Source organism: Haloarcula quadrata (genome assembly GCF_003634715.1).
Taxonomy (GTDB): Archaea; Halobacteriota; Halobacteria; order Halobacteriales; family Haloarculaceae; genus Haloarcula; species Haloarcula marismortui.
The window spans coordinates 323,183-347,654 of sequence record NZ_RBWW01000002.1 but is presented as its reverse complement, the minus strand read 5'-3'; the positions used below and the strand labels follow the sequence as shown (position 1 = coordinate 347,654).

The following is a 24,472-nucleotide window of genomic DNA, read 5'->3' as shown; positions in this document are numbered from 1 at the left end:
AGTTGGTGTGTGAGACGCCACATCCGTCGCACACGGTGGTTGTGAGAGAGTGGCTGCTAAGGCTGTTCTGGGGCGGAGTAGCTTTTAGTCAGTTGCTGATATCCCCCAACCTGTGATACTGAACGCAGGGACGCTCATCACGATGGACGATGAGCGCACGGTCCGGTCAGAGGTACATGTCGTTGTTGAGGACGGTGAAATCGTCGCTATCGAGGACGGGTACGCCTCGGGCGACGAGGTTGTTGACGCCACCGAGGAAGTTGTCATCCCGGGGTTGGTGAACTGTCATACCCACATGTACGCACTCCCGATTCGCGGCGCGCCGCTCGCTGCGTCACCTGAGAGTTTCTACGAAGCGCTCGTCGACATCTGGTGGAACGTCGACGAGGCGTTTACCGAACGTGACGCTCGCCTGTCCGCACTGGGTTCCTCTGTCGAGATGCTTCAGAGCGGCGTCACCACCTTCTGTGACAACTACTCCGGGCCAAACACGCTGCCGGGCGGTCTCGACGCCGTCGCAGAGGGTGTCGCACAGACACCGATCCGCGGGATGATTACGTTCGAGACGACAGCCCGAAACTCCGAAGCCCAGGCCAGAGATGGAATCGCGGAGAATCAGCGGTTCATCGACGAAGCGGAGGACCAGTACGACACCGTGTCCGGCCACTACTGCCTCCACACGCTGTTTACCAACACCGAAGACATCGTCGCGGAGTGTGTCGACCGGGCTACCGATGACAACCGTCCCATCCAGATCCATCTTGAAGAGGGACTGGTCGACGTTCACGAATCCATCGCCGACTACGGGGAACGACCGGTGTTCGCGCTCGAAGACATGGGCTTTTTCGATGCTGAGGTCATCGCTGCCCACTGCGTCCATTCCACCGAGTCCGAAATCGAAGTACTTGCAGAAAACGACGTTAACGTTGCTCACAACCCCTATTCCAATATCAACAACGCCGTCGGTATCGCCGATGTCGAAACGATGCAAGCCCACGAAATGACAATCGGGCTCGGTGACGACGGGTGGGATCCGGATATGTTCGAGACCATGCGTTCAGCCGTCGGTATCCACAAACTCAAGCAGCGCAACCCGAGCGGCTTCGACATGGCCACCGCCCTCGAATGGGCGACAATCGGCAGTGCGGCGGTGCTGGGGATGGATGACGCTGTCGGCAGTATCGAGGTCGGCAAACGCGGTGATTTTGTCACGCTGGATCTGGGGCCGAACCCGGTGCTGGACGGGAGTGCACCCTACTACGTCGTCAGCGCTGCAAGCCGTGCGGACGTTACCCGGACGATAATCGACGGAGAGTCTGTCTACGACCAGCAATCAGGCGTCACTGGCGTCGATGATTCGGACATGACTGCTGTCGGCGATGCCAGTGCCGAACTCTGGGAACGACTGTAGGGCGGTCACCAAACGGAGATGGTTTCAATTCGCTGTTACTGGAGGTCCTACTAATATACACCCTAAGGGTGTAAATATGATCTGCTGATACATTCTGGAAAGTGCAGTCTATGAACGCAATTTTATTTACACTCTGAGGGTGTAAAATGACAGGCAATATTTCGCTATCGCAGTCAATGTGCACATTCTGTACACACGGTATTTTGACTGTAGCGTGGTCGAGGGACCAAATCTGTCTCTTTCGTCCATTGTGGCAAATTTCTCTGCTTCCCGTATGTAATAGTGGGACTGTGAGCGTGGATGACATATGGTAGTTAGTGACGCCTTTGAGACGTTCACGCAGGTACTCGAATGCCTAGATTCGTCTGACACTGAGGTCAAATCGGTTTCAGTCAGGGGCCAGACAACCGCGGATAACGACGAGATCAGTGCCGACCTGACGCTCGCGACGCCGGTATTCGGTGGCGTATCGATACATGATGACGTCTCCGTCGACGCTGAGGAGTTTGATGTGATTGATAAACGGATCGAGATTGACGTGACGGTTACCGTCCCTGTTGGAACCAACATACCGGTCCCGTCAGGCGATCAGGGGGACACGTCCAACGAACTGGCGGAAACCCTCTCGCAGTCGGATTCCGTGCCAGCGTACAAGGACCCTGAGGCACTCCAAGCAGCATACGATGCCTGCGATACGTTCCCGGAGATGACCGAGGCACTTGATGCCGACGTGACTTCCGAAACTGTGCGCCGGTATATGGTGGAGTACGATATCCACGACCCGACGGACACGACGCCACAGGCAGGCGGACTCAGTCTTGCAGACGTGCAGGCAGAGTCCGATACTGACACCGATGCAGGTCCCGATGCCGGGTCAGACCCTTCTGACGACAGGGTGAGCGACAACAGTCAACCCGAAGAACCGGACGGACTGGGTGCCAGATCTGTCGCTGACCTGCTTGCCGAGGCTGACTCGCAGGACAGCGACGACAACCTTGTTGCGGATGGACTCGGTATCTCTCAGGACGTGACCGTGGCCCAGCTCGCTCAGACTGTTACCCAGTCCAACTCTCTGGACGAGGTGACCCAGCGTCTCGATCTGAGCCAGACACATGCACGGAGACTACTGTCAGAACTGGACCTCCTCGACCTCGTCACTCATCGACTGGCAGCCAACCAGATACGTGTCTCGAACGCCGAAATCAAGCGGCGTATCTCTGCTGCCAGTCATTAACGGCCCTCTACGTGGTGATTGTGCGCGAAAGTTAACCATCATTATAAAAGGAAACTGTTTTTGCAGCTTGGTTTGAATGTGTGGCAAATGGCAACTATCCGCGTACGTGATTGGACAAAAGAACAGATAGAGAAGATACGTGACACGGAGTCGCACTCCTCGCACGATTCGGTTATCAAGTCACTACTGAAAGACCGAAAGTTGGCCAAATATGCGGATGATGCCGCAGAGGCCGCTCCGGAGTCGATATCCGAGTCTCGGACGAATGAACCTGACACTGCGTTTGATGACCTGACTGTGCTCGGTGAACTGTCCGGTGCAGACAACGGGGTGTTGTTTCTCTGGTGTCCCAATTGCGGAAACGAACTGGCGCACTTGACTGCGGATAACCCACTTGGCCTGTCCGTGTTCGAGATCGAATGCCAGCGCTGTCTCACCCACCTTGACCGACACGCTATCGTTGCCATCGAAATCGGTTATCCGATCGAGCAGAAACTGGTTGAGGACTGTCTGCAAGACGATCTTAAAGAGTGTGTCGTGGACTACTGGGACCGGACACTCGATTCCGCCGCTGTGGGAGCGCTTGACGACGATCTTGACCCGGCACATCTCGTCTGGCAGTTCGACCAGTATCTTCGGCAGTTCTCATGGCAGTGGCCTGCGGATGTCCCCGTTGTCGGCTTTGCCACGGGCGAAACCTATCGCAACACCACCACCGGTGAGTACCTCGAAGTTATCGAACCAGTCTCAGAGAACCGAAACGCAATGGATTCGTTCAAGATACGACGGTACACCGGCGACCCAGAAACCCACGACAGTGAGACGGAAATTCTCGATAGCACTACCGTTGTCGATCACATTGTTAATCGGCGACTTCTAATCCAAGCCCGTACCGACTCGGAGTCACTACCCGAGTCGACTGAACCGACAACGTGACCAGCGCAATTGGTCTGCATAGATATCTTTCGACTTCAGTTCTTCACAGTCTGAGTAAGCTCACACACGACTAAGATAGACGAAGTGATATTAAAACAAGAGAGAAATAGCCAAGATAGCCTTCTACAAGTCATATTTGCAGCCGTATTGTCGAAATATAGTCCCACAGTGCTAATATCTTGCCCTACTTTGAAAACAGATACTGCGTATTAGCTGGTCTCGTCTGTTGGACGGGAACATCGAAGGCACACAACGCTCTCTGCGACCCAGTTCACATCTGTCGAGCCACAGTGTGGGCAGCGGTGGTGGTCGGTGTCGTACTCCGTCGTCCCCCGAGGGGTCGCAAGGAAGCCGTCGTTAATGACCTGCTGAATAAGACTTGGGAACCGCTGGCGTTTGACGACGGCTCGCTGTGCGAGGAACCTGCCGGGGTCGCCCGGGTCTGTGCCATGGAGGTCTTCCCAGGGAAGAGCGATTTCGCCGTTGGCGGGGCCACGGGCGACCTGCTGGATGAGCGTTGCAGCGGACTCGAACAGCGGCGTCGTCCCCCACGCCTGCGGGTTGTCAATAGCACTTCCAGCGTCTTTGTAGGCTGATTCCGCCTCGCGGTACGCCGCCTCGACACCGTCGAGCCCTGCAACGGTTCGGAAATCCGCGACGAACTCATCGAGACAAGCGTGCTGAACCGGATGCTCGAGCCCGTTGGTCAAATCCTTGGCCACGGCGACGCCCTCGACGCCACGACGGGTGGCGCGTGTGTCGTTTCCGGCGACACGGTAACAGACCGCGCTTGTTGCGAGGTACTGAAGCCCGTCACCGACCCAGCCCTTCTCGTCAGCACCGAACGGCTCAATGCCTTCTCGCGGGTCCGAGAGAACACGCCACCCAGCCCGCGTGTATTCATCTCCAGCCCGCCGATAATCGCGGTCAGCGATAGCAGCGACTGCTGCCGCTTGGTGTCCTGCATCCTGTGTGCGCATGAAGCCCTTACGGGGTACGCCCTCACAGGCTTTCGCACCCAACAAATCGGTATCACAGTCGGCCTGAACCGTCAGACAGAATACAGCCCCGCCCTCTCAGTGGTACATGGAGTCGGTACCTCTTGTTACGGCGCTTACGGTGTCATTTCGGTTTGTTATCGGGGTGGTTGCCGCTGTCGCCGCGACGGTTGTGATGGATCTGGTAATGGCCAGACTGCCGGAAGGCGAAACACCGCCGTTCATTGCCTCCGGTGTGTTAACAAACAGTGTCCCAGCCGACGCGCCGGGTCGGCTTGCGAACGTCGTCCATTACATCGCTGGCTGGTTGACTGGGCCGTTGTTCGTCTGGATGCTTCTCACCAGCGAAGGCCTTCTCGGTGGCCAGTCAATACTCGCGACAGTCGTCGCTGCTGCGGTCCTCTATTCGCTGATGGTCGGCTTCTTTGTCTTTGTCGTGCTCCCACGTTCCCGACTGCCGTCGGCTCGGATGGCGGATATCCGACGGGACTGGGCGATTTCGGCGGCTGCGTATCTACTCGTTCTCGTGCCACTCGTCGCACTCGGGTCTCGGATCGTCTGACCTGAGTTGAAGCGCAATCCTCTTTGGCTGAACGGTAACCGGGGTGTTTACTGCCCGCCTGACGGCGCTCACTCGCCGACCGACAGCGTGCCGTCCGGCCCCACCTCACCGACTTCGCCGGTGTGATACCAGTCGTCCCGAAGCGTTTGTGAGCCAGTCTGGCCGTCGTCGAGGAACCCACCGAGGACGGTTGGCCCACGGATCAATAGTTCTCTGTTTTCGGAGACAGCGATTTCAACGCCCGGCATTGGGTCGCCAATCGACCCCTGGACGAAGGATTCTGCCGGGTTCAGTGCGCCGACACCGGTTGTTCCGACCGAACCGTATAGCTCGCATACCGGAACGCCAAGCCCCCGGAAAAAGTACAGCAGATGGTCGTCGAGTCGGCCAGTCCCGGAGAGAGCGTAGGTGAGGTTTGATAACCCCGCTTCTTGCCGCAGCGGCTTGTACACGAGCCGGTTGGCGGCTCTGTATTTCAGCGGCGTTCCCTGGCCTTCGACGATACCCTCCCCGTAGGACGCCACTCGACCGCCGACTTTCCGTTTCATCCAGCCCATGTCACCCAGACGGTCCTGTATCGTCCCGTAGAGCTGCTGGTACATCTTTGGGACACCGACGAGCACCTCCGGCTCAACAGCCGCGAGTTGGTCGATAAACTCCTCGGCCCCGAGGTATGCGACGGCACTCCCGGTCGCCCAGAGGTAGTATGTCGAAACACGCTGATAGATGTGTGCCAGCGGAAGCGAACAGGTCCCGGTCGCTCCGGGACCGGTAGGAAGCGCCTCGCGGAGGCTCTCTGCTGCCGCCAGAAGATTTCGATGTGTCAGCGCACAGCCGGCCTTCTCTGCGGGGGAAGCCACGTCAAACGCGACTGTCGCAACCTCGTCACCGTCCGTCTGCAGACCGGGCAGCACTCTCGCCTCAGCAGTCGGTAAGTCCTCGAAATCGAGCACGGTTTCGACGGCCATCGCGAGGTCGTCGGCCACGTCTCCCGCTGCCACGAGTCCGGTTGCGCCGGTCCGCTCGATAATCTGGGCTGCCCGGTCGTCGCTCGCGGACGGGTAGAGTGCAACCGGGACCAGCCCGGCGAAGTGACAGGCCAGGTCGAGCACGGACCACTCGTATTGGGACTGTGCTCTGATTGCCAGTCGGTCCCCGGGGCGCAGTTCCGTCGATAGGAGGCCGCCCGCAACTGCCTTCGCCCGCTCGGCCAACTCTTCGAAACTCCGTTCGACGAACTCGCCGTCATCTCGGACGAGCGCCGCGGTCCGGTCCCCGTGGTCCGAAACGATGTCTTCGAACCAGGACGCCACTGACCCGTCCGGGACCGAAAGCGAGGCTCCGTCGTAGATGTCGCTGTCGAGGCGCACACCGGCGTCCTCGCTCTGGCGATCAACTGGGACGGGGTCTTCTGATGCCGTCCGGTCATGATAGAGCTGCCCGGGTTCGTACTCGTAGTCGTCACTGACCTCTGTCTGGAAGTAGTCAGCGTAGTTCTGGTCCTCGTCGCCGGCGGCGATGTGCGCATCGAGCCAGTCCCGGGCAACTGTCAGGACCTCCATCGTGACGTACTCCCCGTTTTCGTGTTTCTCGCGGAGTTCTTGCACCTTGTCGGCGAACTCTTCGTGCATCTCACGGTGATTGTAGAAACAGTCGCTGCAGTCCATGGCGTAGCCACAGTTCTGCATGAACTCTTCCTCGTCACCGAAATGGTACTCCGTGTAGCGTTCAAGTTCCCGGAGAATGTCACCAACCATCCGTCTTTAGCTAAGATGAGAACCGCGTGACAGCGACGGCTTATCGAGGCTATTTTTCGAGAGGAATGAGGAGGAGAAGTCTGTGCACAACCCTCGCTCCTCAACGAGAATCATGCGTCGGCTCACTACGCTTTTTCCCTCTGAGTTCCTCGAAGAGCACGCCGAGGAACTCGGCGTGGTCGAGCGAGAAGGCAAGCTTCAGATTCCTGTCCTCGTGTGGGCGCTCGTGTTCGGCTTCGCCGCAGGCGAGAGCCGAACACTCGCTGGGTTCAGGCGCTGCTACAACGCCACAGCTGACGAACCGATCTCTTCTGGCGGCTTCTATCACCGGTTGACACCGACGCTGGCAGAGTATCTCCGCGACCTCGTCGAGCGCGGCCTCGACGAGGTCGCTGTTCCAGACGCTTTTGACGCTGATATCGACCGATTCAGGGACGTGATGATCGCTGATGGAACAGTGTTGCGGTTGCACGAATTCCTCTCTGATGAGTTCCAAGCCCGTCACGAGGAGCAGGCTGGAGCGAAGCTCCACCTGCTCCACAACGCCACCGACCAGACAATTGAACGGATCGACGTAACGGACGAGAAAACGCACGACAGCACGCTGTTCAACACAGGTTCGTGGCTACAAGGACGGCTAGTTCTGTTCGATCGAGCGTACTTCAAGTACCGCCGTTTCGCGTTGATCGACGAGAACGATGGCTACTTCGTGAGTCGGCTGAAGCAGAACGCGAATCCGGTGATAACGGCGGAATTACGGGAATGGCGCGGCCGCGCCATTCCCTTGGAGGGCAAGCAGATCCACGATGTGGTCGATGACCTCTCGCGGAAGTACATCGACGTAGAGGTCGAAGCGGAATTCAAGCGAGGGCAGTACGAGGGAACGCGGTCACTGGATACGAAGCGGTTCCGCGTCGTCGGCGTCCGCAACGAGGACGCCGACGACTACCATCTCTACATAACGAATCTGCCGAGAGAGGAGTTCCTGCCGTCAGATCTAGCGACGCTGTACCGGTGTCGATGGGAAGTAGAAACTCTGTTCCGTGAGTTGAAGACGCAGTATGAACTGGACGAATTCGACACGAACAACCCTGATGTCGTGAAAATTCTACTATACGCTGCGTTGCTGTCACTGCTGGTGAGCCGGGAGTTGTTGGATCTGGTCACCGAGCAGGCCGACGATGAGATCGTGTTTCCGCCGGAACGCTGGGCGGCGACCTTCCGGTCGCACGCCCAGCTCATCCTCCACAAACTCGGCGAGTACCTCGGTTACTCGCCACCGCCGTTGTTGGAGCGGCTAATCGAAGACGCTCAGAAGATTCATCAGCAACGGCCGATCTTACAGGAGACACTCGCTACCGCTACACAACCGAGGTGTGAGTCTTAGCTAAAGACGAATGTGTCACCAACCTCCTCCTCGGAATGGCCCTCGTTCATCGCCGTGTGGAGGTCGTTCAGCAGCCCGAACAGGCGCTTGTGCTGTTCATCGAACCGCTCGATATTCGTGCTGTACCGTTCGTCATCCCACTCGGCGAACTCCCCTGTCGAATCTGTGCCCATACCTGTTCTGTTACCCATTATTTGAAAAGCAACTCTCACGTTCTCACCGAATGAAAATGCGGTCTGCTCTCCAAGTAGTTGCCAGATAACGTTGCATCCGGGATGCGAGAATTACGTGACGAAGCGGTCGTTGATGTCCTCACTGACAACGGAATCGGCGTGCTGGCGCTGTCCGGCCCGACGGGGGCGGCCCCGTATCCGTTCCCGGTCGCGTTCGGGTACGACCCGGCGACGGATAGTCTTGCGTTTCACCTGTCAGAGAGCGACGATAGCCAGAAACACCGGTATCTGACCGCGGACGCCTCCGTCGGGTTCATGGTGTACGAGGAAACCGAGCCCAAATCGGTCTGGCGAAGCGTCGTGGTCACGGGTGAGCTGGTAGAGACGACGTACGGCGAGGTAGAACCGGCCCTTGCCTCGCTGGCCAGCAACACACAGTTCGCCCCGAACCCAGTCAGCTGGGACGACACATCGACGACGACGCCGTACGAACTTCGAATCGACGACTGGTATGGACGTGAATTCCGAGTCGGGTGAAACCGGTGTTGCAATCCACTAACAGCAGCGGGTATCGAACTCCTCTGGAGCGCTGTATTCGCTGCTCCGCGTCGCGGCTTGTGTTCTCACTTCTCGGGAACCAGCGCACGTAATTATGTTGTGAGGCCCGTATCTACAAACAGAGGTGTTCTAGATGCTACCGCCAACAACTGCGCTACTCCAGCACGGACCGATGGGGCCCCACGGTGGGGGAATGGGTATGGGTACGACTCCGGTCGGTTGGTGGCTGCTGCTCGCAGCGTTCATCATCGCTGTTGTGGCGATAGGGGGCCTGCTGTACGTGCAGCTACAGCGCGAGGCGACGGTTGAGCCGGATTCACTGGAAACGCTTAAACAGCAGTACGCATCCGGTGAGATTGACGAGAGCGAACTTGAAACGCGGGCTGACCGCTTGCTCCAGCACGAGTCATAGGCCACGACACTGGCAGTTTTCAGCCGCTGTTAGTTGGCGGAAGGAGCGTCACCCGTAGCAGCGTAAACTGTGTCACCCTGCTTGCGCCCACGACTGCCTGACACGCACTTCGTGGTACATTTATTCTACAACGGTGTACAGTGGGTATGGACCCGGACGACGTTCGAGACGACTGGGCCTCCCGTTCCGGGAAGTTCTCGCCGGCGTACTACGCCGAACTCGGACCGAATGAGGTGAGTGAGACACTGGTCAACGTGCTCGACCACTACGTCCACGACGACGCCCGAATCATCGAACTGGGCTGTGGCTCGGGCCGCCATCTGGCACACCTGCAGACCAGCGGATACGGGAATCTCACTGGTATCGACATCAACGACGAATCCTTTGACGTGATGGCTGAGCACTACCCGCGGCTCGCGGATTCGGGGACGTTCCACACCGGTGCCCTCGAAGACATTGTTACTGAGTTCGAGGACGATGCCTTCGATGTCGTCTATTCGGTTGAGACGCTCCAGCACATCCACCCGGACGACGCATGGGTGTTCGAAGAAATCGCCCGTATTGCCGGCGACCTCCTCGTAATCGCCGAAAACGAAGGCAACAGCCCCGAACGTGGACGCGCAGACACTGACGTGAGCTACGTCGATGACGATTTCCCGCTGTATCACCGCAACTGGAAGCAGGTGTTCTCAGAGCTCGGGTTCGCACAACTAATTCGAGAACCCACCTCTCGGGACACTATTCGCGTGTTCCGTGCGCCGTAGCCCGCATTGGTATCTGTCACTTCTGGGCGACTCCATAATCGAACAGCTACCCGTCGGGACATTCACAATCGATAACCGGGCAGCAACTATTTGTGTCACGGTATCATGCATCAAATTGGATCGCTATGCAACTGTGCCAAAACTGTCAGGCGGCTATCGACGAGTACCTCTTGGACAAACAACTCGAACCCCTGCGAGACCTCACAGTCGACGACTTCAATCTCTGTGCAGACTGCGTGACAGTCGTCGCGGACGCCTGTGTGGAATGTGACGGCGCGGTGTACGTTCCCCGGTCTGAAACTGCTGTCCCTGACTGCTGTCCGGCGTGCCGGTCGGAGCACATTGACGAAACCGGGACCGACCCGGGCTGGCATTTCGACACGGTGTCGACCTGACTCGGGCCATACATCTGGATGCTGACTCGGAGCATCCGCTCGGAACTGCCGACGTGGGCATCACCCTCGTTTTTGACATTACTAACAGTGGACCGAGAGACTGTTCGGTGGCCGAATGAGAACTCCGTGTTACGGACCAGAGTAGAACAATACGTCTCGGTACAACTGGCTTCGAAAGCACTGCGGATACACACTGTTTTCGAGAATTTCTGAACAGCAGGCCGGGCCGTAGAGGCCGTGTGTGTGCGTCACAGTGGCGATAGAAGCTTCATACTCCTCCAGCACATACGATTGGTCTCTACTGGAATGACACACTCGACACGATATATCGGCTTGCTGTTTGCTGCGCTTGCACTCATCTGGGGACTCTCCTTTGTGGCGATCAAGACTGGTCTCGAAAGCGTCCCGCCGGTGCTGCTGGCAGCTGTCCGACACGACATCGCTGCAGTCGTCCTGCTTGGCTATGCCCTCTGGCGAGGCCGGTCACTGCGCCCACAGACCCGCGATGACTGGTCGCTGATTCTCATCGGCGGGACTGTCCTCATCGGCGCACACTTCGCGCTTCTGTTCCTTGGACAGCAGTACGTCCCGAGTTCCTTCGGCGCAATCCTGCTCAGTCTCACGCCGGTTGTGACGCCGGCGTTCGCATCGACACTGATTCCGAGCTACAGGGCTCGACCGCACGAACTCATCGGCACCGTCTGTGGGTTCATCGGCGTGGTTATTATTGCGAACCCCACACTGGGAGCGGTCGGCGGCCGCCTGCTCGGCGTCGCCCTCCTCATCAGTTCCGCTGTCGCCTTCGCTGTCGGTGCAGTCCTGACCGAACGCTACACCAGTTCGCTCCCGCTCGTGAGCCTGCAGGCCTGGATGACGCTGCTCGGTGCTGCCATCCTGCACGCCGTCAGCGTAGGGCTGCCCTCGGAGCAACTCGGAACCGTCACCGTTGGGCTTGAACAGCTAGCTGCGATCGCGTATCTCGGTATCGTCGCCAGCGCAATCGGGTTCCTCCTCTACTTCCGCCTGATAAGCACAGTTGGTGCCGCTGAAACCAGTCTGGTTTCGTACGTGGTGCCAGCAGTGACGGCTATCAGCGGCTGGCTCCTGCTCGGTGAAACACTCGGTCCGGTGACCGTCGCCGGCTTCGCTGTCATCGTGGTCGGCTTCGCGTGGGTGAAAGCCGACGTGCTCCGGTCGCTACGCCGCCGCCGGACAGACTCGCCGTCGTACCGACCGTACGGGCCACAGGACGACTGTGTCGTCGTCAGCGGGAACGCGTACACGACACGAGAGTGATGCCCTGATAGCATGGGCGTCAGGCCTTAGCCGCTGTCACTCATTGTAACGGTATGACTTCCCACCCTGGGTTCCACTCGCTACACGACGAGACGGCGGCATCCATCTCCGTGACCGGTGACCTCCCGGACTGGCTCCGTGGCAGTCTCATCCGGAACGGACCCGGCGCGTTCTCCCTCCCAAACGGTAGCAGTGTCGACCACTGGTTCGACGGGTTCGCGATGCTGTACCGGTTCACCTTTGACCCCGACAGTGACGCCGTGCACTATCGGAACCGCTTCCTCCGGACGGACGCGTACGAGGCGGCGACGAGCGGCGAGTTCGAAGGCGGCTTTGCGACCGGCGAGACGACGCTCCGCTCGCGGCTGGCGACGTTCCTGACTGACCCGTACGACAACACGAACATTATCGCCGAGCGGTTCGGTAGTGAGTACGTCGCCCTGACCGAATCGCCCCGGAAAGTGCGCTTCGACCCGAATACACTCGAAACGACGGGTCACGTCGAACACGACGACGGTGTCCCGACTGGGCAACTCTCCTGTGCCCACCTCAAACGCGACCCGACGAGCGGCGTCCTCGTGAACGTCGACACGGCGTTCGGACGGACCAGCCAGTACCACGTCACTGCCATGTCACCCGATGGGGCCCGGAAACACGTCGGGAGCGTCGACACCGACCAGCCGGCATATATGCACAGTTTCGCGCTCACGCCGCGGTACGTTGTGCTGACGGAGTTCCCACTCCGACTCGACCCGCGACGGTTTCTCAAGCCCGGCCGGCAGGCACCGTTTATCGAGCAGTTCGAGTGGGAACCAGACCGCGGGACCCGAATCGTTGTCATGGACCGGACTACGGGAACCGTCGTCGCTGAGCCGGTCATCGACGCCGTGTTCGGCTTTCACCACGTCAACGCGTTCGAGCGAGATGGGGGCAGGGAACTGGTGTTCGACCTCGAAACAGTACCCGACGCGACGACCATCGACTCGCTATATCTGGACAACCTTCGTGCAGGCGAGATGGGCGCTATCGTTGGCCGCATCGAGCGGTTCACTGTGGACCTCGGTACCGGAAGCGGTGCCCCTCGCTACGGCGACGTCGACGCGGCGGTGTCACGCGAGATGTTGTACCCTGACGGCAGTGCGCTGCCGACCGTCTCACCGGCTCGCTGGTGTCGTCCGCACCGGTACGTGTACGCGATGGGGATGGATACTCCCGTCACCGAGTGGGCCCGGCGCGTGCTGAAACTCGACACGGACACGGGCGCTGTCGAGACGTTCGACGACGGAGGGGACTACTTCGGCGAGCCGGTGTTTGTCCCTGCACCCGACGGCGACACCGAGGATGACGGCGTGGTGCTAGTCGTTGCGCTGGATGCAGACGCCGATCGGTCCCGGCTACTCGTCCTCGACGGTCAGACGTTCGAGGAGCGCGCCAGCGCATCGCTCCCCCACGCAGCCCCGTTTGATTTCCACGGCCGATACTTCCCCGAGCTCCGGGTGGCGGCTGGCGACTGAGTCGTCGGGGGGACCCCTTCTTAATACGACTTCATCACTTCTCAGATTTGCCCACCCAGACAGTGTCGGCTCTGACCGGAACAGCAGATTTTTTACATGATGTTCGGTCTGCCTAAACTTCGAAAACGCTTTATCCATTTAGGCTGGCCTAAACAGTATGTTGAACGAATCGATCGACACCGCTGAACCGTCACACCGGCTGTCGGTGTCACGGACACTGAACGGAGCGTTGTGAATATGGTAGCAGTGGGGAACCGAACGGGGACGACGTTCGACCGTGATGTCATCATTGTCGGGGGCGGTCCGGCCGGATGTGCGGCGGGTGTGTTCACGGCCAGAGCGGACCTCGATACAGCCATCTATGACCGTGGTCGCTCGTCTCTCAAGCGCTGTGCCTACCTCGAAAACTACCTCGGTTTCCCGGCCGGTATCGACATTGAGACGCTGTATGACCGCATTCAGGACCACGCCGAAACCGCCGGCTGTACCATCGTCTCCGAGCTGGTCGACTCGCTCGACAGAACCGATGATGGTGAGGGGCATCCGTCTTTAGCTAAGATGAGAACCGCGTGACAGCGACGGCTTATCGAGGCTATTTTTCGAGAGGAATGAGGAGGAGAAGTCTGTGCACAACCCTCGCTCCTCAACGAGAATCATGCGTCGGCTCACTACGCTTTTTCCCTCTGAGTTCCTCGAAGAGCACGCCGAGGAACTCGGCGTGGTCGAGCGAGAAGGCAAGCTTCAGATTCCTGTCCTCGTGTGGGCGCTCGTGTTCGGCTTCGCCGCAGGCGAGAGCCGAACACTCGCTGGGTTCAGGCGCTGCTACAACGCCACAGCTGACGAACCGATCTCTTCTGGCGGCTTCTATCACCGGTTGACACCGACGCTGGCAGAGTATCTCCGCGACCTCGTCGAGCGCGGCCTCGACGAGGTCGCTGTTCCAGACGCTTTTGACGCTGATATCGACCGATTCAGGGACGTGATGATCGCTGATGGAACAGTGTTGCGGTTGCACGAATTCCTCTCTGATGAGTTCCAAGCCCGTCACGAGGAGCAGGCTGGAGCGAAGCTCCACCTGCTCCACAACGCCACCGACCAGACAATTGAACGGATCGACGTAACGGACGAGAAAACGCACGACAGCACGCTGTTCAACACAGGTTCGTGGCTACAAGGACGGCTAGTTCTGTTCGATCGAGCGTACTTCAAGTACCGCCGTTTCGCGTTGATCGACGAGAACGATGGCTACTTCGTGAGTCGGCTGAAGCAGAACGCGAATCCGGTGATAACGGCGGAATTACGGGAATGGCGCGGCCGCGCCATTCCCTTGGAGGGCAAGCAGATCCACGATGTGGTCGATGACCTCTCGCGGAAGTACATCGACGTAGAGGTCGAAGCGGAATTCAAGCGAGGGCAGTACGAGGGAACGCGGTCACTGGATACGAAGCGGTTCCGCGTCGTCGGCGTCCGCAACGAGGACGCCGACGACTACCATCTCTACATAACGAATCTGCCGAGAGAGGAGTTCCTGCCGTCAGATCTAGCGACGCTGTACCGGTGTCGATGGGAAGTAGAAACTCTGTTCCGTGAGTTGAAGACGCAGTATGAACTGGACGAATTCGACACGAACAACCCTGATGTCGTGAAAATTCTACTATACGCTGCGTTGCTGTCACTGCTGGTGAGCCGGGAGTTGTTGGATCTGGTCACCGAGCAGGCCGACGATGAGATCGTGTTTCCGCCGGAACGCTGGGCGGCGACCTTCCGGTCGCACGCCCAGCTCATCCTCCACAAACTCGGCGAGTACCTCGGTTACTCGCCACCGCCGTTGTTGGAGCGGCTAATCGAAGACGCTCAGAAGATTCATCAGCAACGGCCGATCTTACAGGAGACACTCGCTACCGCTACACAACCGAGGTGTGAGTCTTAGCTAAAGACGAATGTGGTGAGGGGTTTGTCGTCGAGACGCAGGACGGAGAGACGGCCACGACCCGTCGCGTCATTGCGGCGACCCGCTACGATGGCGAGTATATGCGTGGTCTGGACGACGATGCGGCAATGTTTGAGACGTACGAACACGACGGCGAGGAACGGGAAACCTTCGACCGCGGGTATGCTGACGCGGACGGAACAACACCGGTTCCGGGTCTCTACGTTGCATCACCGTCCGAAGCCGCTGATATGCAGGCTATCATTGCGGCCGGTCGGGGCGGACGGGTCGCACGTCGGGTGATCGCGGAGACGAGACTTGACGACGGCTGGTGGGAGGCTGTCGCTGACGATGTGGACTGGGTCCGACGCGAAGCTGAACTAGACGACGAATGGACAGAACGAGCAACTTGGGTCGAATATTTCGACGACCGGTACGCCGAGGATGCTCCGGTCGAGCCCGATTCGGATCGGTTCCAGCGGGTCCGTGAGGCGGCCCTCGATGAACGGCGCTCGTCGTATATAACATCCGACGAGATAGCTGATCGAACAGAAACAGGGCAAGAAGCACTGGCAGGCTATCTGGACCCCGCGGCGGTCGTTTCGGGGCTCGACCAGACCGCTGTTCTCGATGCGATGGATGACAAAACGATCCGGAACTACCTCGGCGCGAGCGACGGATGCGCGGAGGTGAGCGAGTAATGGCCAGCGAGACACGCGGAGCCACCGATGTATGGTCGCAAGCCAGAGCCTGGCTCGACACTCTCGACGGGTCCCTGTTCGGGTTGTGTGTTGCGAGCGTTGCCGTCGCCTTCGGGGCTGGTCTCCTGCAGGTGAGTTTCGGAGCGTACTCGATGACGATGCTTCAGGCGTGGCAAGCCGTGTTCGACCCGAAGGTGTGGTTCAGCGTTCGGGCATGGCAGTCGTTTTTCTTCGGGGCAGAGCTTCCCGAACTGCCGAAACGGACGCTCATCGTCTGGAACATCCGGATGCCACGGGTAATCGTCGCCGTGCTTGCGGGGATGTGCCTCGCCGTCTCCGGGGCGATATTCCAGGCCGTGACACGTAACGAACTGGCAAGTCCGTTCGTGCTAGGCGTGAGTTCCGGGGCGGGACTCACCGTACTGCTGACTCTCGTTCTGTTCAGCAGTCTCGCCCCGTTTCTCCCGCTGTTTGCTGCGGTCGGTGGCTCCATCGCGTTCTTACTCGTGTACATGATCGCGTGGAAGGGCGGAACGAGTCCGGTTAGACTGGTTCTGGCCGGTGTCATCGTCAACATGGTGTTTACGTCCCTCCAGCGGGGGCTGTTCTTCTTCGCTGACGATCTGGGCGTTGTCCAGTCAGCACTGGCCTGGATTACCGGTTCGCTCACGGGCGTCGGCTGGGAGGAGTTCCGTATCGCTGTCATCCCGACGCTGGCCGCGACGCTACTTGCGCTGGCCGGCGCACGGCAACTGAACCTCCTCCTGCTCGGCGAGGAGACCGCGAGTTCGCTCGGGATGAGTGTCGAGCGGGTCCGGTTCATGCTGTCCGCGGTTGCCATTCTGGCGGCCAGTACGGCAATCTCCGTTGCGGGGATCATCGGGTTCTTCGGCCTCGTGGTTCCACACATCGTCCGACTCATCGTCGGGAGTGACTACCGCCGACTCCTCATCGGCTGCGTGTTCGTCGGGCCGGCGTTGATGGTCGTTGCGGACGTTGGTGCACGGCTGGCCCTGAATCCCGCACAGGTTCCGGTCGGTGTCGTCACCGGCGTCGTCGGCGGCCCGTACTTCCTCTACTTGATGCGGCGACAGGAACAGATGGGTGAGATCTAATGTCACAGAACAACCCTAACTCGGATGGTATCGCCACGGCCAACGACATCGCTGCTGGGTCCCAGTCCGGTCACCGGGACCGGCCGCTGGTCGGCGACGATGTGGTGCTTTCGTACTCGGGGACGGATGAACCGGTCATCGACGGTGAATCGATCACCGCCGAACCCGGGGCCGTGACTGCGCTCGTCGGCCCGAACGGGTCGGGCAAGAGCACGCTGCTGAAAGGCCTCGCCAACCAGCTCGAACCGGACGCGGGATCGGTACTGCTGGACGGGCAAGACATCCAGACGCTGGAGACTAAAGCGATCGCCCGAAAGCTCGGCCTGCTCTCTCAGGAGAGTACGTCGCCAAACAGCATCTCGGTCGAGGATCTGGTGTATCACGGTCGCTACCCTCACCGCGGGTTCTTCGACAGTGTCACCGAAGAAGACGAGGCCGCCGTCGAGCGGGCGATTGACCTGGCCGGCTGTGGACACATCCGTGAGCGCGAAGTCGGTAGCCTCAGTGGCGGTCAGAAGCAACTCGCCTGGATCGCGATGGTTCTCGCACAGGACACTGACGTGCTCTTGCTCGATGAGCCGACGACGTTCCTTGACCTGCACCACCAGCTTGAGGTGATGGAAATAATCGAAACGCTCCGCGATGAGAGCGATATCACCATCGTGGTCGTCCTGCACGACCTCGAGCAGGCGGCCCGCCTCGCTGACCGGATGGTCGCACTCAAAGACGGCGAGATACAGGCTCGGGGACGACCCGAAGATGTGGTCACGGAGCAACTACTCGCTGATGTTTTCGAAATCGAGGCAGAGGTCTCGGCCACGCCACGCGGACCGCGCGTGAATCCAATCCGGGCCCGCCACGATGGTGACGACCACACTGGTGGTGGCGATACTGCTGAGTCGGACCGCGCCGAAGAAGTCGTTGCCGAATAGGAGCCACGAAATTGGACCCTGCCCGACGGATTCTTGACGCGGACGCTGGAGTCCGCGTTTGAAACCGGATTGTTCTGGCTCGGTGAACCGGAACAACTATATAATTTTTAGGCTAGCCTAAAACAATGGCTGACGACACCACAGACACCGAGACACCGACGCGGAGAGAGTACGTGAAATACGGGGGAACGGTTCTCAGCGCTGGATTGCTTGCGGGATGCACCAGTGACGCCGAACAGGGAGTCGGGACGACACGGACGGAGTCAGAGGCGGAGACAGACACACCCACTGGGAACGGCTCGTACTCCGTGTCGATGTCGCCAACGGGAGAAGTGACGTTCGACTCGCCACCGGAGACCGTCTTTACGCGGCTCACACACCACGCCGATATGGCGTTTGCGCTGGGGCATGGAGATACCGTCACGGCCATGCACGCCCCAGAGTACTACAGTGGGCTATGGAGCCAGTTCGTCGAACGGCTGCCGGGGGTGTCGCTGGACTGGACCGGGCTGTACTCCTCGTGGAAACCGAGCAAGGAGAAACTGTACGAACTGGACAGCGATATCCACCTGGCAGACCCGGCCTGGATCGCTAAACAGGACAGCTGGGGTCGGGAGGACTTCGAGGAGATCGCTACCAACGTCTCGCCCTGGTTTGGCAACTCACTGAGTGACCGACACGCCGAACCTCCGTCCGGATGGGCGAACTACGAGTACTACACCCTTTGGGAGCAGTTCGAACTTGTGGCCGAGGCGTTTCAGGAACAGGCCCGCTACGAGGCGCTCGCGGCCATCCACGACCAAATGCGCTCGACCATCGACGCGAACTTGCCACCTGAGTCGGAACGCCCGTCAGCAGTGATGCTCGCCGCGGCTGACCTTGACGAAATATACGCGTACACGCTTGACAACCCCGGGTTCCTGACCGCACACACTCGCCCATTCGGTGCACGGGACGCCTTCGAGGGCTCGGTGGAGACGAACTCAGTGGTCGACTTCGAAACGCTCCTCGAGGCTGACCCGGACATCATTCTGCACCTCGGCGGATTTGAACCGAGTACGAACCTTCCGAAGCGACGGGAGGCGTTCAAATCTGACCCAGTTGGGTCGGAAATCACGGCCGTACAGAACGACCGGATCTACCCCCAGGGGGCGAGATATCAGGGTCCGATACTGCATCTCTTCCAGTTGGAGATGACCGCAAAACAACTGTATCCCGAGCAGTTCGGCGAGTGGCCAACCTACACCGAGGGGCCGTATCCCGAGATTCCGCCCGAGGAACAGCTGTTCGACCGCCAGCGGGTCGCGGACATCGTGAACGGCGACATCTAACTGTCACTATCCAAACTCCTGAACAACAGTATTGAGGAAGAAGCTAGATTATCTGGATGAATGAACTGCAAAAGACACAATTGTTAGCAGTATATGTGGAATATAAGGGTATAGCCATCTGCTTGTCCAGAAAAGTTTTATAGTACCGTGCCATCCACTAACATATGTTAGTACACGAAGGAAACACGCACTCATACACCACTGGCTCCGACCGATATTGCCGTCACTGCAACGACGTTGCACTCGCTTACGACCCGTCGGCTGACAGCCCTCGCTGTCGGTCGTGCGGAAAGCTAGTCTAGCGCCATTCCGGGCCTTGCACTCGTATAGAACGATAACACTAGCCACACAGAGGCCTGCTCCGTGGACATTGTTTTACCATTAGCCACAAACGTCTGTCAAGTAATGCAGCGATTTGTGTGGCTGCGGCTCAATTGAATCCACAGACGGCGCCGGGATAGGTCGTTAGAATCACGGGTATGAAGCGGGAGAGTAATGTTATGCACAACACCCTCTTCCGCTTCGTGAAGCAAGTGGCTTCGCTCGCTCAAAAGCTTACTGACGCTGCGCTGATGGAACTGAGTGATCCAGCCGGCAACGGGTTTGCCGGCTGGAAGCACGCAGTCTTGCTCTATCTGCGCGAACACATGAGCGCGGAGTACGAGGAAATCATCGACTGGGCCGAAGAGATGGAACGTGTTCGAGCGGTATTGAATCTTCAACGCGGGGAGTTTCCCGCGCCTTCGACGCTGTGTAAGGCGTTCAAACGGGCATCGATGACTGTCTGGCGACAGCTGCTCCGCCGGTCGGCGGAGCTGCTGGACCAGAATGGTCACGCCGCAATTGATGCCACCTACTTCGACCGTCAGCAGGCATCGTCTCACTACTTGCGACGGATTGATCGTTCCGTCAAAACGATCCAGACGACGTTTCTCGTAGATACAGCTGAGGGAGCAATTCTTGACTTACACTGCAGCACGAAGTGGCCTGACGAAACCAAGATCGGCCCGAAGGTCGCCCTGCGGAACGCGGGCGACCTTCGAAGCTTGGCCGCTGACAAAGGCTATGATGACATGAGCTTCCGTGAGGAGCTTCGAAACGCCGGGATTCGTCCGCTGATAAAGCACCGTGTTTTCGCTCCTTACGATCACGCACACAACGCCCGAATAGACGACGAGCTCTATGGTCAGCGATCACAGACCGAGTCCGTCAACTCCTCAATCAAGCGCTCGCACGGCTCCGCCGTCCGAGCGCGTGACTGGTTCCGCCAGTTCCGGGAGATAACGCTCATAGCCGGCGTTTACAACGTGGAGCAGGCAATTGAACGCTGAAACGCCGAAATTCGCCGGATTCAATTGAGCCGTGGCTGCAAACCAGTGCGGATTGATTACAGCTTGACGAGAACTTTGATCGCCTCGCGCTCGTCCATCGCCTGATACCCTTCTGGAACGCCGTCGAGGTCGACTGTTTTCGTGAAGATCGGTGACGGGTCAAGCGTGCCCTGCAGCACATCGGCCAGCAGTTCATCGGCGTAGGCACGAACCGGTGCGATGCCACCGTTGAGCCCGATGTTATCGCCGAACAGCGAGAACATGTCCAATCCGGAATCATCGAGGCCGTGTGGGACGCCGACGTAGCCGACGGTCCCGCCAGGACGACAGACATCGATAGCGGTCTCCATTGCCGAGGCCGCACCGACACATTCGAGGACGTGATTTGCACCGCCGTTAGTCAGGTCGTCCGCGGCGTCGACGGCGTCCTGACCACGGGCGGCGACGGTCTCTGTCGCACCGAACGACTCGGCGAGTTCGAGGCGGTCCTCGTGGTGCCCCATCGCGATGATGCGTTCCGCACCGAGGCGTCGCGCCGCGAGAACGCCACACAGTCCAACGGCCCCGTCGCCGACGACGATACAGGTGTCGCCTTCACTGACACCGGCGCTTACCGCCGCGTGGTGGCCCGTTCCCATCACGTCTGTCAGCGGCAGAATCGCTTCCAGCGTGTCCTCGTCGTCGGCGTGGCGGTCTGGGACGCGGACGAGCGTCCCGTCGGCTTCCGTTGCTCGGACGTACTCGCCCTGGCCGCCGCCGTTGTCGCCGCCCCATGAGTCGCCGTTGACACAGGACGTGTGCAGTCCCTTCCGACAGAACTCACACCGGCCACAGCTGACGACGAACGGGGCGAACACCCGGTCGCCGGGTTCGACTGAGCGCACGTCGTCGCCGACTTCCTCGACGATACCCATCGGTTCGTGGCCGACGCGGGAGCCCTCTTCACGGTCGCTCTGGCCGCGGTAGAACCACAGGTCGGAGCCACAGACGGCAGTGTGGGTCACGCGTACAATCGCGTCAGTTGGCGATTCGATTTCGGGTCGGGGAACCTCTTCGACGGTGATATCACCGGGGCCACGGTAGATGGCTGCGCGCATAGATCCGTTTCGGGTCGGCTGTGGAAAACCGTTCTCATGCCGTCTGTCGCATCCGCCCGGCCGTGTTATTGGATGAAAACAATTACCAAAGATGGAATATAAATACAGAAACATGACGGACGTTCTTATTGTCGGTGGTGGTCCCGCCGGCCTGAGTGCGGCACTGTTTGTACAGAAAAACGGCCTGGAAACGACAGTCTTCGACACTGACGGGACCTGGATGCACAAGGCACACCTGTTCAACTATCTTGGGGTAGGTTCTCAGGACGGGTCCGCGTTCATGGAAACCGCCCGGACACAGGTGGATAGCTTCGGCGTCAACAGAAAGCAGGGTACAGAGGTGACTGACGTGCACCAAGCTGACAGCGGATTCGAGGTCGCAACTGAGGACGAGACGTACGAAGCACCCTACCTCGTCCTCGCGACGGGTGCCAACCGTGACCTCGCTGCGTCGCTTGGCTGTGAGATGACCGCTGAAGATGTCGTTGACGTGGACGTGACAATGGAGACGAGTGTCGATGACGCCTACGCGACAGGGGGAATGGTCCGAGCGGAGGAGTGGCAGGCTGTCATCTCCGCTGGCGACGGCGCGGCGGCGGCGCTGAACATTCTCACGAAGGAGGAGGGAGAGCACTTCCACGACTTCGATACGCCTGCCGACGCCGACGCGATGTTCGGTCCCGGAGAGTAGACCCCGAAACGGCTCGAGATGGGTCTCTCATTGCTACCCATCCAGCACCGTTCTATCGGCCATTGACTGACGGGTCCGGGCCGTGTTCGACGCCGGTTCAATCCGGTACTAAGCAGGTCCGTAAACTGCGCCATTGGGACTGTATCACGTCGCTGCAGGCGGTTCGAGACCGCCGACCCGGCTGGCCGTATTATCCACTGATTCACTATGGGAGCGTAGAGCGATGTGGTTGCTGTGAAGGAGTTCGCGTTCACCCTCAGGTTCACTGTGGGTGCCGATCCGGTAATGGACCTGTTTCACCAGTACCTGAGGCTACGACTCCGGAACGCCACGTGTACCGTGACTGAAAACGCCATGTGGCGCATCGATCATGTAGACGGTCCCGCTGACGCTATCCCCGCGTTTGATGAAGTCTTTCTCAACGACGAACGCTGTAACGAGTGTCTCGACGAACACGGCTGCTCTGGGACGCGAGAATACCAGGTTCTCGACCGGCAGCCGGCTGCCAGAATTGTATATACGTATCACGCCCGGATTGACCGGTGTTGTGCGGTGCCTGCTGTCGTTACCGATTATATCGGCGACGGTGTCGTCTTCGAATCGGAACGCACCGGGGGTGCGTACCGGTGGCGGGTGTTGTCGCCAGTCGAGACATCGCTTGACCTGCTGTTCGAACATCTCGAATCGGTACTTCCGACTGGGGTGCAACTCGATGTAAACCACCTGGGAAACGCTGAACGATGGCGAGAGAAAACACAGCCCGCGTTTCCATAGTGACTGCATGGAGTCCACGGCTGTATGTGTTCAGTGTAATAGGATGTAAACACATCTCGACGATATACGATTCCGCTAAGCCTACGCCGAAATCAGTGGACTGACCGCTCGTCGCTTTCGTCAATGTCCTCAATCGGGTCAGCGTTGCCAAACGATGGCTCCGGACCATCTCCGGCCGCGGCCCACTCGCAGGCATTGGCGAGGACCTGCTGGACCGCGTCGTTGTGGTAAACTGGATAGGTCTCGTGGCCCGGCCGGAAATAGAATATTCGGCCTGCCCCGCGGCGGTAGCAACATCCTGACCGGAACACCTCGCCGCCCTCGAACCAGGAATTAAACACGAGCGTGTCCGGCGCGGGGATGTCGAAGCGCTCGCCGTACATCTCGGTTTCTGGGAGTTCGATGTACTCGTCGATGCCATCGGCGATTGGATGGCCTGGCTCGACGACCCACAGGCGCTCGGTTTCGGCGGCTTCGCGCCATTTGAGGCTGCAGGTCGTTCCCATCAGTTCGCGGAAGATCTTGGAATAGTGGCCTGAGTGGAGGACGATGAGCCCCATGCCGTCGAGGACCCGCTCTTTCACTCGGGCGACAACCTCGTCAGCAACTTCGTCGTGCGCGGCGTGGCCCCACCAGGTCAGAACATCCGTTTCTGCCAGTACATCCTCGGTGAGCCCGTGTTCAGGCTCCTGAAGCGTCGCGGTTTCCGTGTCGAACCCGCGCTCTGCTAGTGCTGTGGCGATAGTGCCGTGAATCCCGTCTGGGTAGAGGTCCGCGACAGCTTCGTGTTCCTGTTCGTGGACGTTCTCGTTCCAGACCGTGACGCGTGTCATAGTCGTGATTTCCTCCTCCGCCGTAACGGCGTTCGCCAAGCGGCAATCCGTACGATTAGTGGGTGCCAACCGGGTTCGCCTCTGTTGGGCATTCATCGGGAATCCTCCAGAAGAGATTTAGCTGCCTCAGATACGGTTTTGTGTATCTTGGTCCTGAGCATCCGGATTATCCCACCGCGCGCCAGCGCCGCGCCACGGTGGCCATAACAGCCGCAACGTTGGCCCCTGATACGACCCGATTTCCAACCGTATCCACAGGACTGTGAATAACGCCCTGAAACGGCCAGATACAGACGACTGTATGGTGCTGCTGTAGGAGTACAGTTGAGTGTAATCGCGG

23 protein-coding genes and 2 pseudogenes are annotated in these 24,472 nt (G+C 59.2%); 20 read left to right on the top strand and 5 right to left on the bottom strand.

The genetic code is table 11. The features are described 5' to 3' along the window. Positions 1-112: 112 nt before the first annotated feature. The 3 genes from BDK61_RS18940 to BDK61_RS18930 all read left to right on the top strand — a co-directional run bounded on the left by BDK61_RS18940 (position 113) and on the right by BDK61_RS18930 (position 3,581). Entirely contained in the window at positions 113-1,411 is a 1,299-nt protein-coding gene (locus BDK61_RS18940; RefSeq protein WP_121304127.1) for an amidohydrolase family protein, read from the top strand. 307 nt (positions 1,412-1,718) lie between these two features. Continuing rightward, a complete protein-coding gene (locus BDK61_RS18935) occupies positions 1,719-2,645 on the top strand; it encodes a hypothetical protein (protein ID WP_007190613.1) in 927 nt (308 codons plus the stop codon). An 87-nt stretch (positions 2,646-2,732) separates the two neighbouring features. Continuing rightward, complete coding sequence (locus BDK61_RS18930) at positions 2,733-3,581, top strand: hypothetical protein (RefSeq protein ID WP_121304125.1); 849 nt, start codon at positions 2,733-2,735, stop codon at positions 3,579-3,581. A gap of 209 nt (positions 3,582-3,790) precedes the next feature. Here the strand turns inward: BDK61_RS18930 and BDK61_RS18925 are convergent, their stop codons facing one another. Then, a complete protein-coding gene (locus BDK61_RS18925; RefSeq protein ID WP_121304123.1) occupies positions 3,791-4,561 on the bottom strand; it encodes a hypothetical protein in 771 nt (256 codons plus the stop codon). 106 nt (positions 4,562-4,667) lie between these two features. On the opposite strand from BDK61_RS18925, the gene BDK61_RS18920 reads away from it, so the two are divergent. Then, positions 4,668-5,141, top strand: coding sequence for a hypothetical protein (locus tag BDK61_RS18920; RefSeq protein ID WP_004965445.1), 474 nt, complete (start codon positions 4,668-4,670; stop codon positions 5,139-5,141). 68 nt (positions 5,142-5,209) lie between these two features. On the opposite strand, the gene BDK61_RS18915 is transcribed toward BDK61_RS18920, so the two are convergent. Next, positions 5,210-6,898 (bottom strand): AMP-binding protein, encoded by a 1,689-nt coding sequence (locus tag BDK61_RS18915; RefSeq protein WP_244209901.1) that lies wholly within the window; start codon positions 6,896-6,898, stop codon positions 5,210-5,212. A gap of 112 nt (positions 6,899-7,010) precedes the next feature. On the opposite strand from BDK61_RS18915, the gene BDK61_RS18910 reads away from it, so the two are divergent. Continuing rightward, entirely contained in the window at positions 7,011-8,285 is a 1,275-nt protein-coding gene (locus BDK61_RS18910; protein ID WP_121302325.1) for an IS4-like element ISHma1 family transposase, read from the top strand. Here the strand turns inward: BDK61_RS18910 and BDK61_RS23595 are convergent. Then, positions 8,282-8,458 carry a hypothetical protein gene (locus BDK61_RS23595; protein ID WP_167467400.1) on the bottom strand — a complete coding sequence of 59 codons (177 nt, stop codon included), beginning with the start codon at positions 8,456-8,458 and terminating at the stop codon, positions 8,282-8,284. The genes BDK61_RS18910 and BDK61_RS23595 overlap by 4 nt on opposite strands. A gap of 102 nt (positions 8,459-8,560) precedes the next feature. Here BDK61_RS23595 and BDK61_RS18905 point away from each other — a divergent pair, with 102 nt between their 5' ends. The 13 genes and pseudogenes from BDK61_RS18905 (at position 8,561) to BDK61_RS18845 (ending at position 20,737) form a co-directional block, all read left to right on the top strand. Further along, entirely contained in the window at positions 8,561-8,995 is a 435-nt protein-coding gene (locus tag BDK61_RS18905) for a pyridoxamine 5'-phosphate oxidase family protein (RefSeq protein WP_121304121.1), read from the top strand. Positions 8,996-9,215: 220 nt separating this feature from the next. Then, positions 9,216-9,428 (top strand): SHOCT domain-containing protein, encoded by a 213-nt coding sequence (locus tag BDK61_RS18900; RefSeq protein WP_049938632.1) that lies wholly within the window; start codon positions 9,216-9,218, stop codon positions 9,426-9,428. 146 nt (positions 9,429-9,574) lie between these two features. Continuing rightward, positions 9,575-10,192 (top strand): class I SAM-dependent methyltransferase, encoded by a 618-nt coding sequence (locus BDK61_RS18895; RefSeq protein ID WP_004965434.1) that lies wholly within the window; start codon positions 9,575-9,577, stop codon positions 10,190-10,192. A 125-nt stretch (positions 10,193-10,317) separates the two neighbouring features. Continuing rightward, the gene (locus BDK61_RS18890; protein WP_004965433.1) at positions 10,318-10,587 is read left to right on the top strand and encodes a DUF7571 family protein; all 270 of its coding nucleotides are present in this window, start codon (positions 10,318-10,320) and stop codon (positions 10,585-10,587) included. A gap of 306 nt (positions 10,588-10,893) precedes the next feature. Further along, a complete protein-coding gene (locus BDK61_RS18885; protein ID WP_121304119.1) occupies positions 10,894-11,883 on the top strand; it encodes a DMT family transporter in 990 nt (329 codons plus the stop codon). A 53-nt stretch (positions 11,884-11,936) separates the two neighbouring features. Beyond that, complete coding sequence (locus tag BDK61_RS18880) at positions 11,937-13,397, top strand: carotenoid oxygenase family protein (protein ID WP_121304117.1); 1,461 nt, start codon at positions 11,937-11,939, stop codon at positions 13,395-13,397. A gap of 237 nt (positions 13,398-13,634) precedes the next feature. After that, positions 13,635-13,937, top strand: a pseudogene (locus BDK61_RS18875) (FAD-dependent oxidoreductase); the annotation flags it as partial. A 115-nt stretch (positions 13,938-14,052) separates the two neighbouring features. Continuing rightward, a complete protein-coding gene (locus BDK61_RS18870; RefSeq protein WP_121302325.1) occupies positions 14,053-15,327 on the top strand; it encodes an IS4-like element ISHma1 family transposase in 1,275 nt (424 codons plus the stop codon). An 11-nt stretch (positions 15,328-15,338) separates the two neighbouring features. Then, positions 15,339-16,028 (top strand): annotated as a pseudogene (locus BDK61_RS18865) (thioredoxin reductase); the annotation flags it as partial. Continuing rightward, on the top strand, positions 16,028-17,143 hold the full coding sequence (locus BDK61_RS18860; RefSeq protein ID WP_121304115.1) for a FecCD family ABC transporter permease: 1,116 nt from the start codon (positions 16,028-16,030) through the stop codon (positions 17,141-17,143). The pseudogene BDK61_RS18865 and the gene BDK61_RS18860, both read left to right, overlap by 1 nt. Next, a complete protein-coding gene (locus tag BDK61_RS18855; RefSeq protein ID WP_121304113.1) occupies positions 17,143-18,075 on the top strand; it encodes an ABC transporter ATP-binding protein in 933 nt (310 codons plus the stop codon). Before BDK61_RS18860 ends, BDK61_RS18855 begins: the two co-directional genes overlap by 1 nt. A gap of 125 nt (positions 18,076-18,200) precedes the next feature. Beyond that, positions 18,201-19,406, top strand: coding sequence for an ABC transporter substrate-binding protein (locus tag BDK61_RS18850; protein WP_121304111.1), 1,206 nt, complete (start codon positions 18,201-18,203; stop codon positions 19,404-19,406). A 479-nt stretch (positions 19,407-19,885) separates the two neighbouring features. Continuing rightward, on the top strand, positions 19,886-20,737 hold the full coding sequence (locus BDK61_RS18845; RefSeq protein ID WP_121301968.1) for an IS5-like element ISHma10 family transposase: 852 nt from the start codon (positions 19,886-19,888) through the stop codon (positions 20,735-20,737). A gap of 56 nt (positions 20,738-20,793) precedes the next feature. Here BDK61_RS18845 and BDK61_RS18840 read toward each other — a convergent pair whose 3' ends face one another. Then, complete coding sequence (locus tag BDK61_RS18840) at positions 20,794-21,834, bottom strand: zinc-dependent alcohol dehydrogenase family protein (protein ID WP_004965419.1); 1,041 nt, start codon at positions 21,832-21,834, stop codon at positions 20,794-20,796. A 112-nt stretch (positions 21,835-21,946) separates the two neighbouring features. Between BDK61_RS18840 and BDK61_RS18835 the strand changes: the two genes are divergently transcribed. Then, positions 21,947-22,525, top strand: coding sequence for an FAD-dependent oxidoreductase (locus tag BDK61_RS18835; RefSeq protein ID WP_121304109.1), 579 nt, complete (start codon positions 21,947-21,949; stop codon positions 22,523-22,525). A 225-nt stretch (positions 22,526-22,750) separates the two neighbouring features. Next, positions 22,751-23,299 (top strand): hypothetical protein, encoded by a 549-nt coding sequence (locus tag BDK61_RS18830; RefSeq protein WP_449405075.1) that lies wholly within the window; start codon positions 22,751-22,753, stop codon positions 23,297-23,299. 92 nt (positions 23,300-23,391) lie between these two features. Here the strand turns inward: BDK61_RS18830 and BDK61_RS18825 are convergent, their stop codons facing one another. After that, positions 23,392-24,132, bottom strand: a complete 741-nt coding sequence (locus BDK61_RS18825; RefSeq protein ID WP_121304424.1) for a ThuA domain-containing protein — start codon at positions 24,130-24,132, stop codon at positions 23,392-23,394. Positions 24,133-24,472: the final 340 nt, after the last annotated feature.

What these genes read in the sequence shown, in the direction of transcription:
- BDK61_RS18935 (WP_007190613.1), top strand. Translation starts at nt 1,719, where the DNA reads ATGGTAGTTAGTGACGCCTTTGAGACGTTCACGCAGGTACTCGAATGC.
- BDK61_RS18930 (WP_121304125.1), top strand. Translation starts at nt 2,733, where the DNA reads ATGGCAACTATCCGCGTACGTGATTGGACAAAAGAACAGATAGAGAAG.
- BDK61_RS18925 (WP_121304123.1), bottom strand. Translation starts at nt 4,561, where the DNA reads ATGCGCACACAGGATGCAGGACACCAAGCGGCAGCAGTCGCTGCTATC.
- BDK61_RS18920 (WP_004965445.1), top strand. Translation starts at nt 4,668, where the DNA reads ATGGAGTCGGTACCTCTTGTTACGGCGCTTACGGTGTCATTTCGGTTT.
- BDK61_RS18915 (WP_244209901.1), bottom strand. Translation starts at nt 6,898, where the DNA reads ATGGTTGGTGACATTCTCCGGGAACTTGAACGCTACACGGAGTACCAT.
- BDK61_RS18910 (WP_121302325.1), top strand. Translation starts at nt 7,011, where the DNA reads ATGCGTCGGCTCACTACGCTTTTTCCCTCTGAGTTCCTCGAAGAGCAC.
- BDK61_RS23595 (WP_167467400.1), bottom strand. Translation starts at nt 8,458, where the DNA reads ATGGGCACAGATTCGACAGGGGAGTTCGCCGAGTGGGATGACGAACGG.
- BDK61_RS18905 (WP_121304121.1), top strand. Translation starts at nt 8,561, where the DNA reads ATGCGAGAATTACGTGACGAAGCGGTCGTTGATGTCCTCACTGACAAC.
- BDK61_RS18900 (WP_049938632.1), top strand. Translation starts at nt 9,216, where the DNA reads ATGGGTACGACTCCGGTCGGTTGGTGGCTGCTGCTCGCAGCGTTCATC.
- BDK61_RS18895 (WP_004965434.1), top strand. Translation starts at nt 9,575, where the DNA reads ATGGACCCGGACGACGTTCGAGACGACTGGGCCTCCCGTTCCGGGAAG.
- BDK61_RS18890 (WP_004965433.1), top strand. Translation starts at nt 10,318, where the DNA reads ATGCAACTGTGCCAAAACTGTCAGGCGGCTATCGACGAGTACCTCTTG.
- BDK61_RS18885 (WP_121304119.1), top strand. Translation starts at nt 10,894, where the DNA reads ATGACACACTCGACACGATATATCGGCTTGCTGTTTGCTGCGCTTGCA.
- BDK61_RS18880 (WP_121304117.1), top strand. Translation starts at nt 11,937, where the DNA reads ATGACTTCCCACCCTGGGTTCCACTCGCTACACGACGAGACGGCGGCA.
- BDK61_RS18870 (WP_121302325.1), top strand. Translation starts at nt 14,053, where the DNA reads ATGCGTCGGCTCACTACGCTTTTTCCCTCTGAGTTCCTCGAAGAGCAC.
- BDK61_RS18860 (WP_121304115.1), top strand. Translation starts at nt 16,028, where the DNA reads ATGGCCAGCGAGACACGCGGAGCCACCGATGTATGGTCGCAAGCCAGA.
- BDK61_RS18855 (WP_121304113.1), top strand. Translation starts at nt 17,143, where the DNA reads ATGTCACAGAACAACCCTAACTCGGATGGTATCGCCACGGCCAACGAC.
- BDK61_RS18850 (WP_121304111.1), top strand. Translation starts at nt 18,201, where the DNA reads ATGGCTGACGACACCACAGACACCGAGACACCGACGCGGAGAGAGTAC.
- BDK61_RS18845 (WP_121301968.1), top strand. Translation starts at nt 19,886, where the DNA reads ATGAAGCGGGAGAGTAATGTTATGCACAACACCCTCTTCCGCTTCGTG.
- BDK61_RS18840 (WP_004965419.1), bottom strand. Translation starts at nt 21,834, where the DNA reads ATGCGCGCAGCCATCTACCGTGGCCCCGGTGATATCACCGTCGAAGAG.
- BDK61_RS18835 (WP_121304109.1), top strand. Translation starts at nt 21,947, where the DNA reads ATGACGGACGTTCTTATTGTCGGTGGTGGTCCCGCCGGCCTGAGTGCG.
- BDK61_RS18825 (WP_121304424.1), bottom strand. Translation starts at nt 24,132, where the DNA reads ATGACACGCGTCACGGTCTGGAACGAGAACGTCCACGAACAGGAACAC.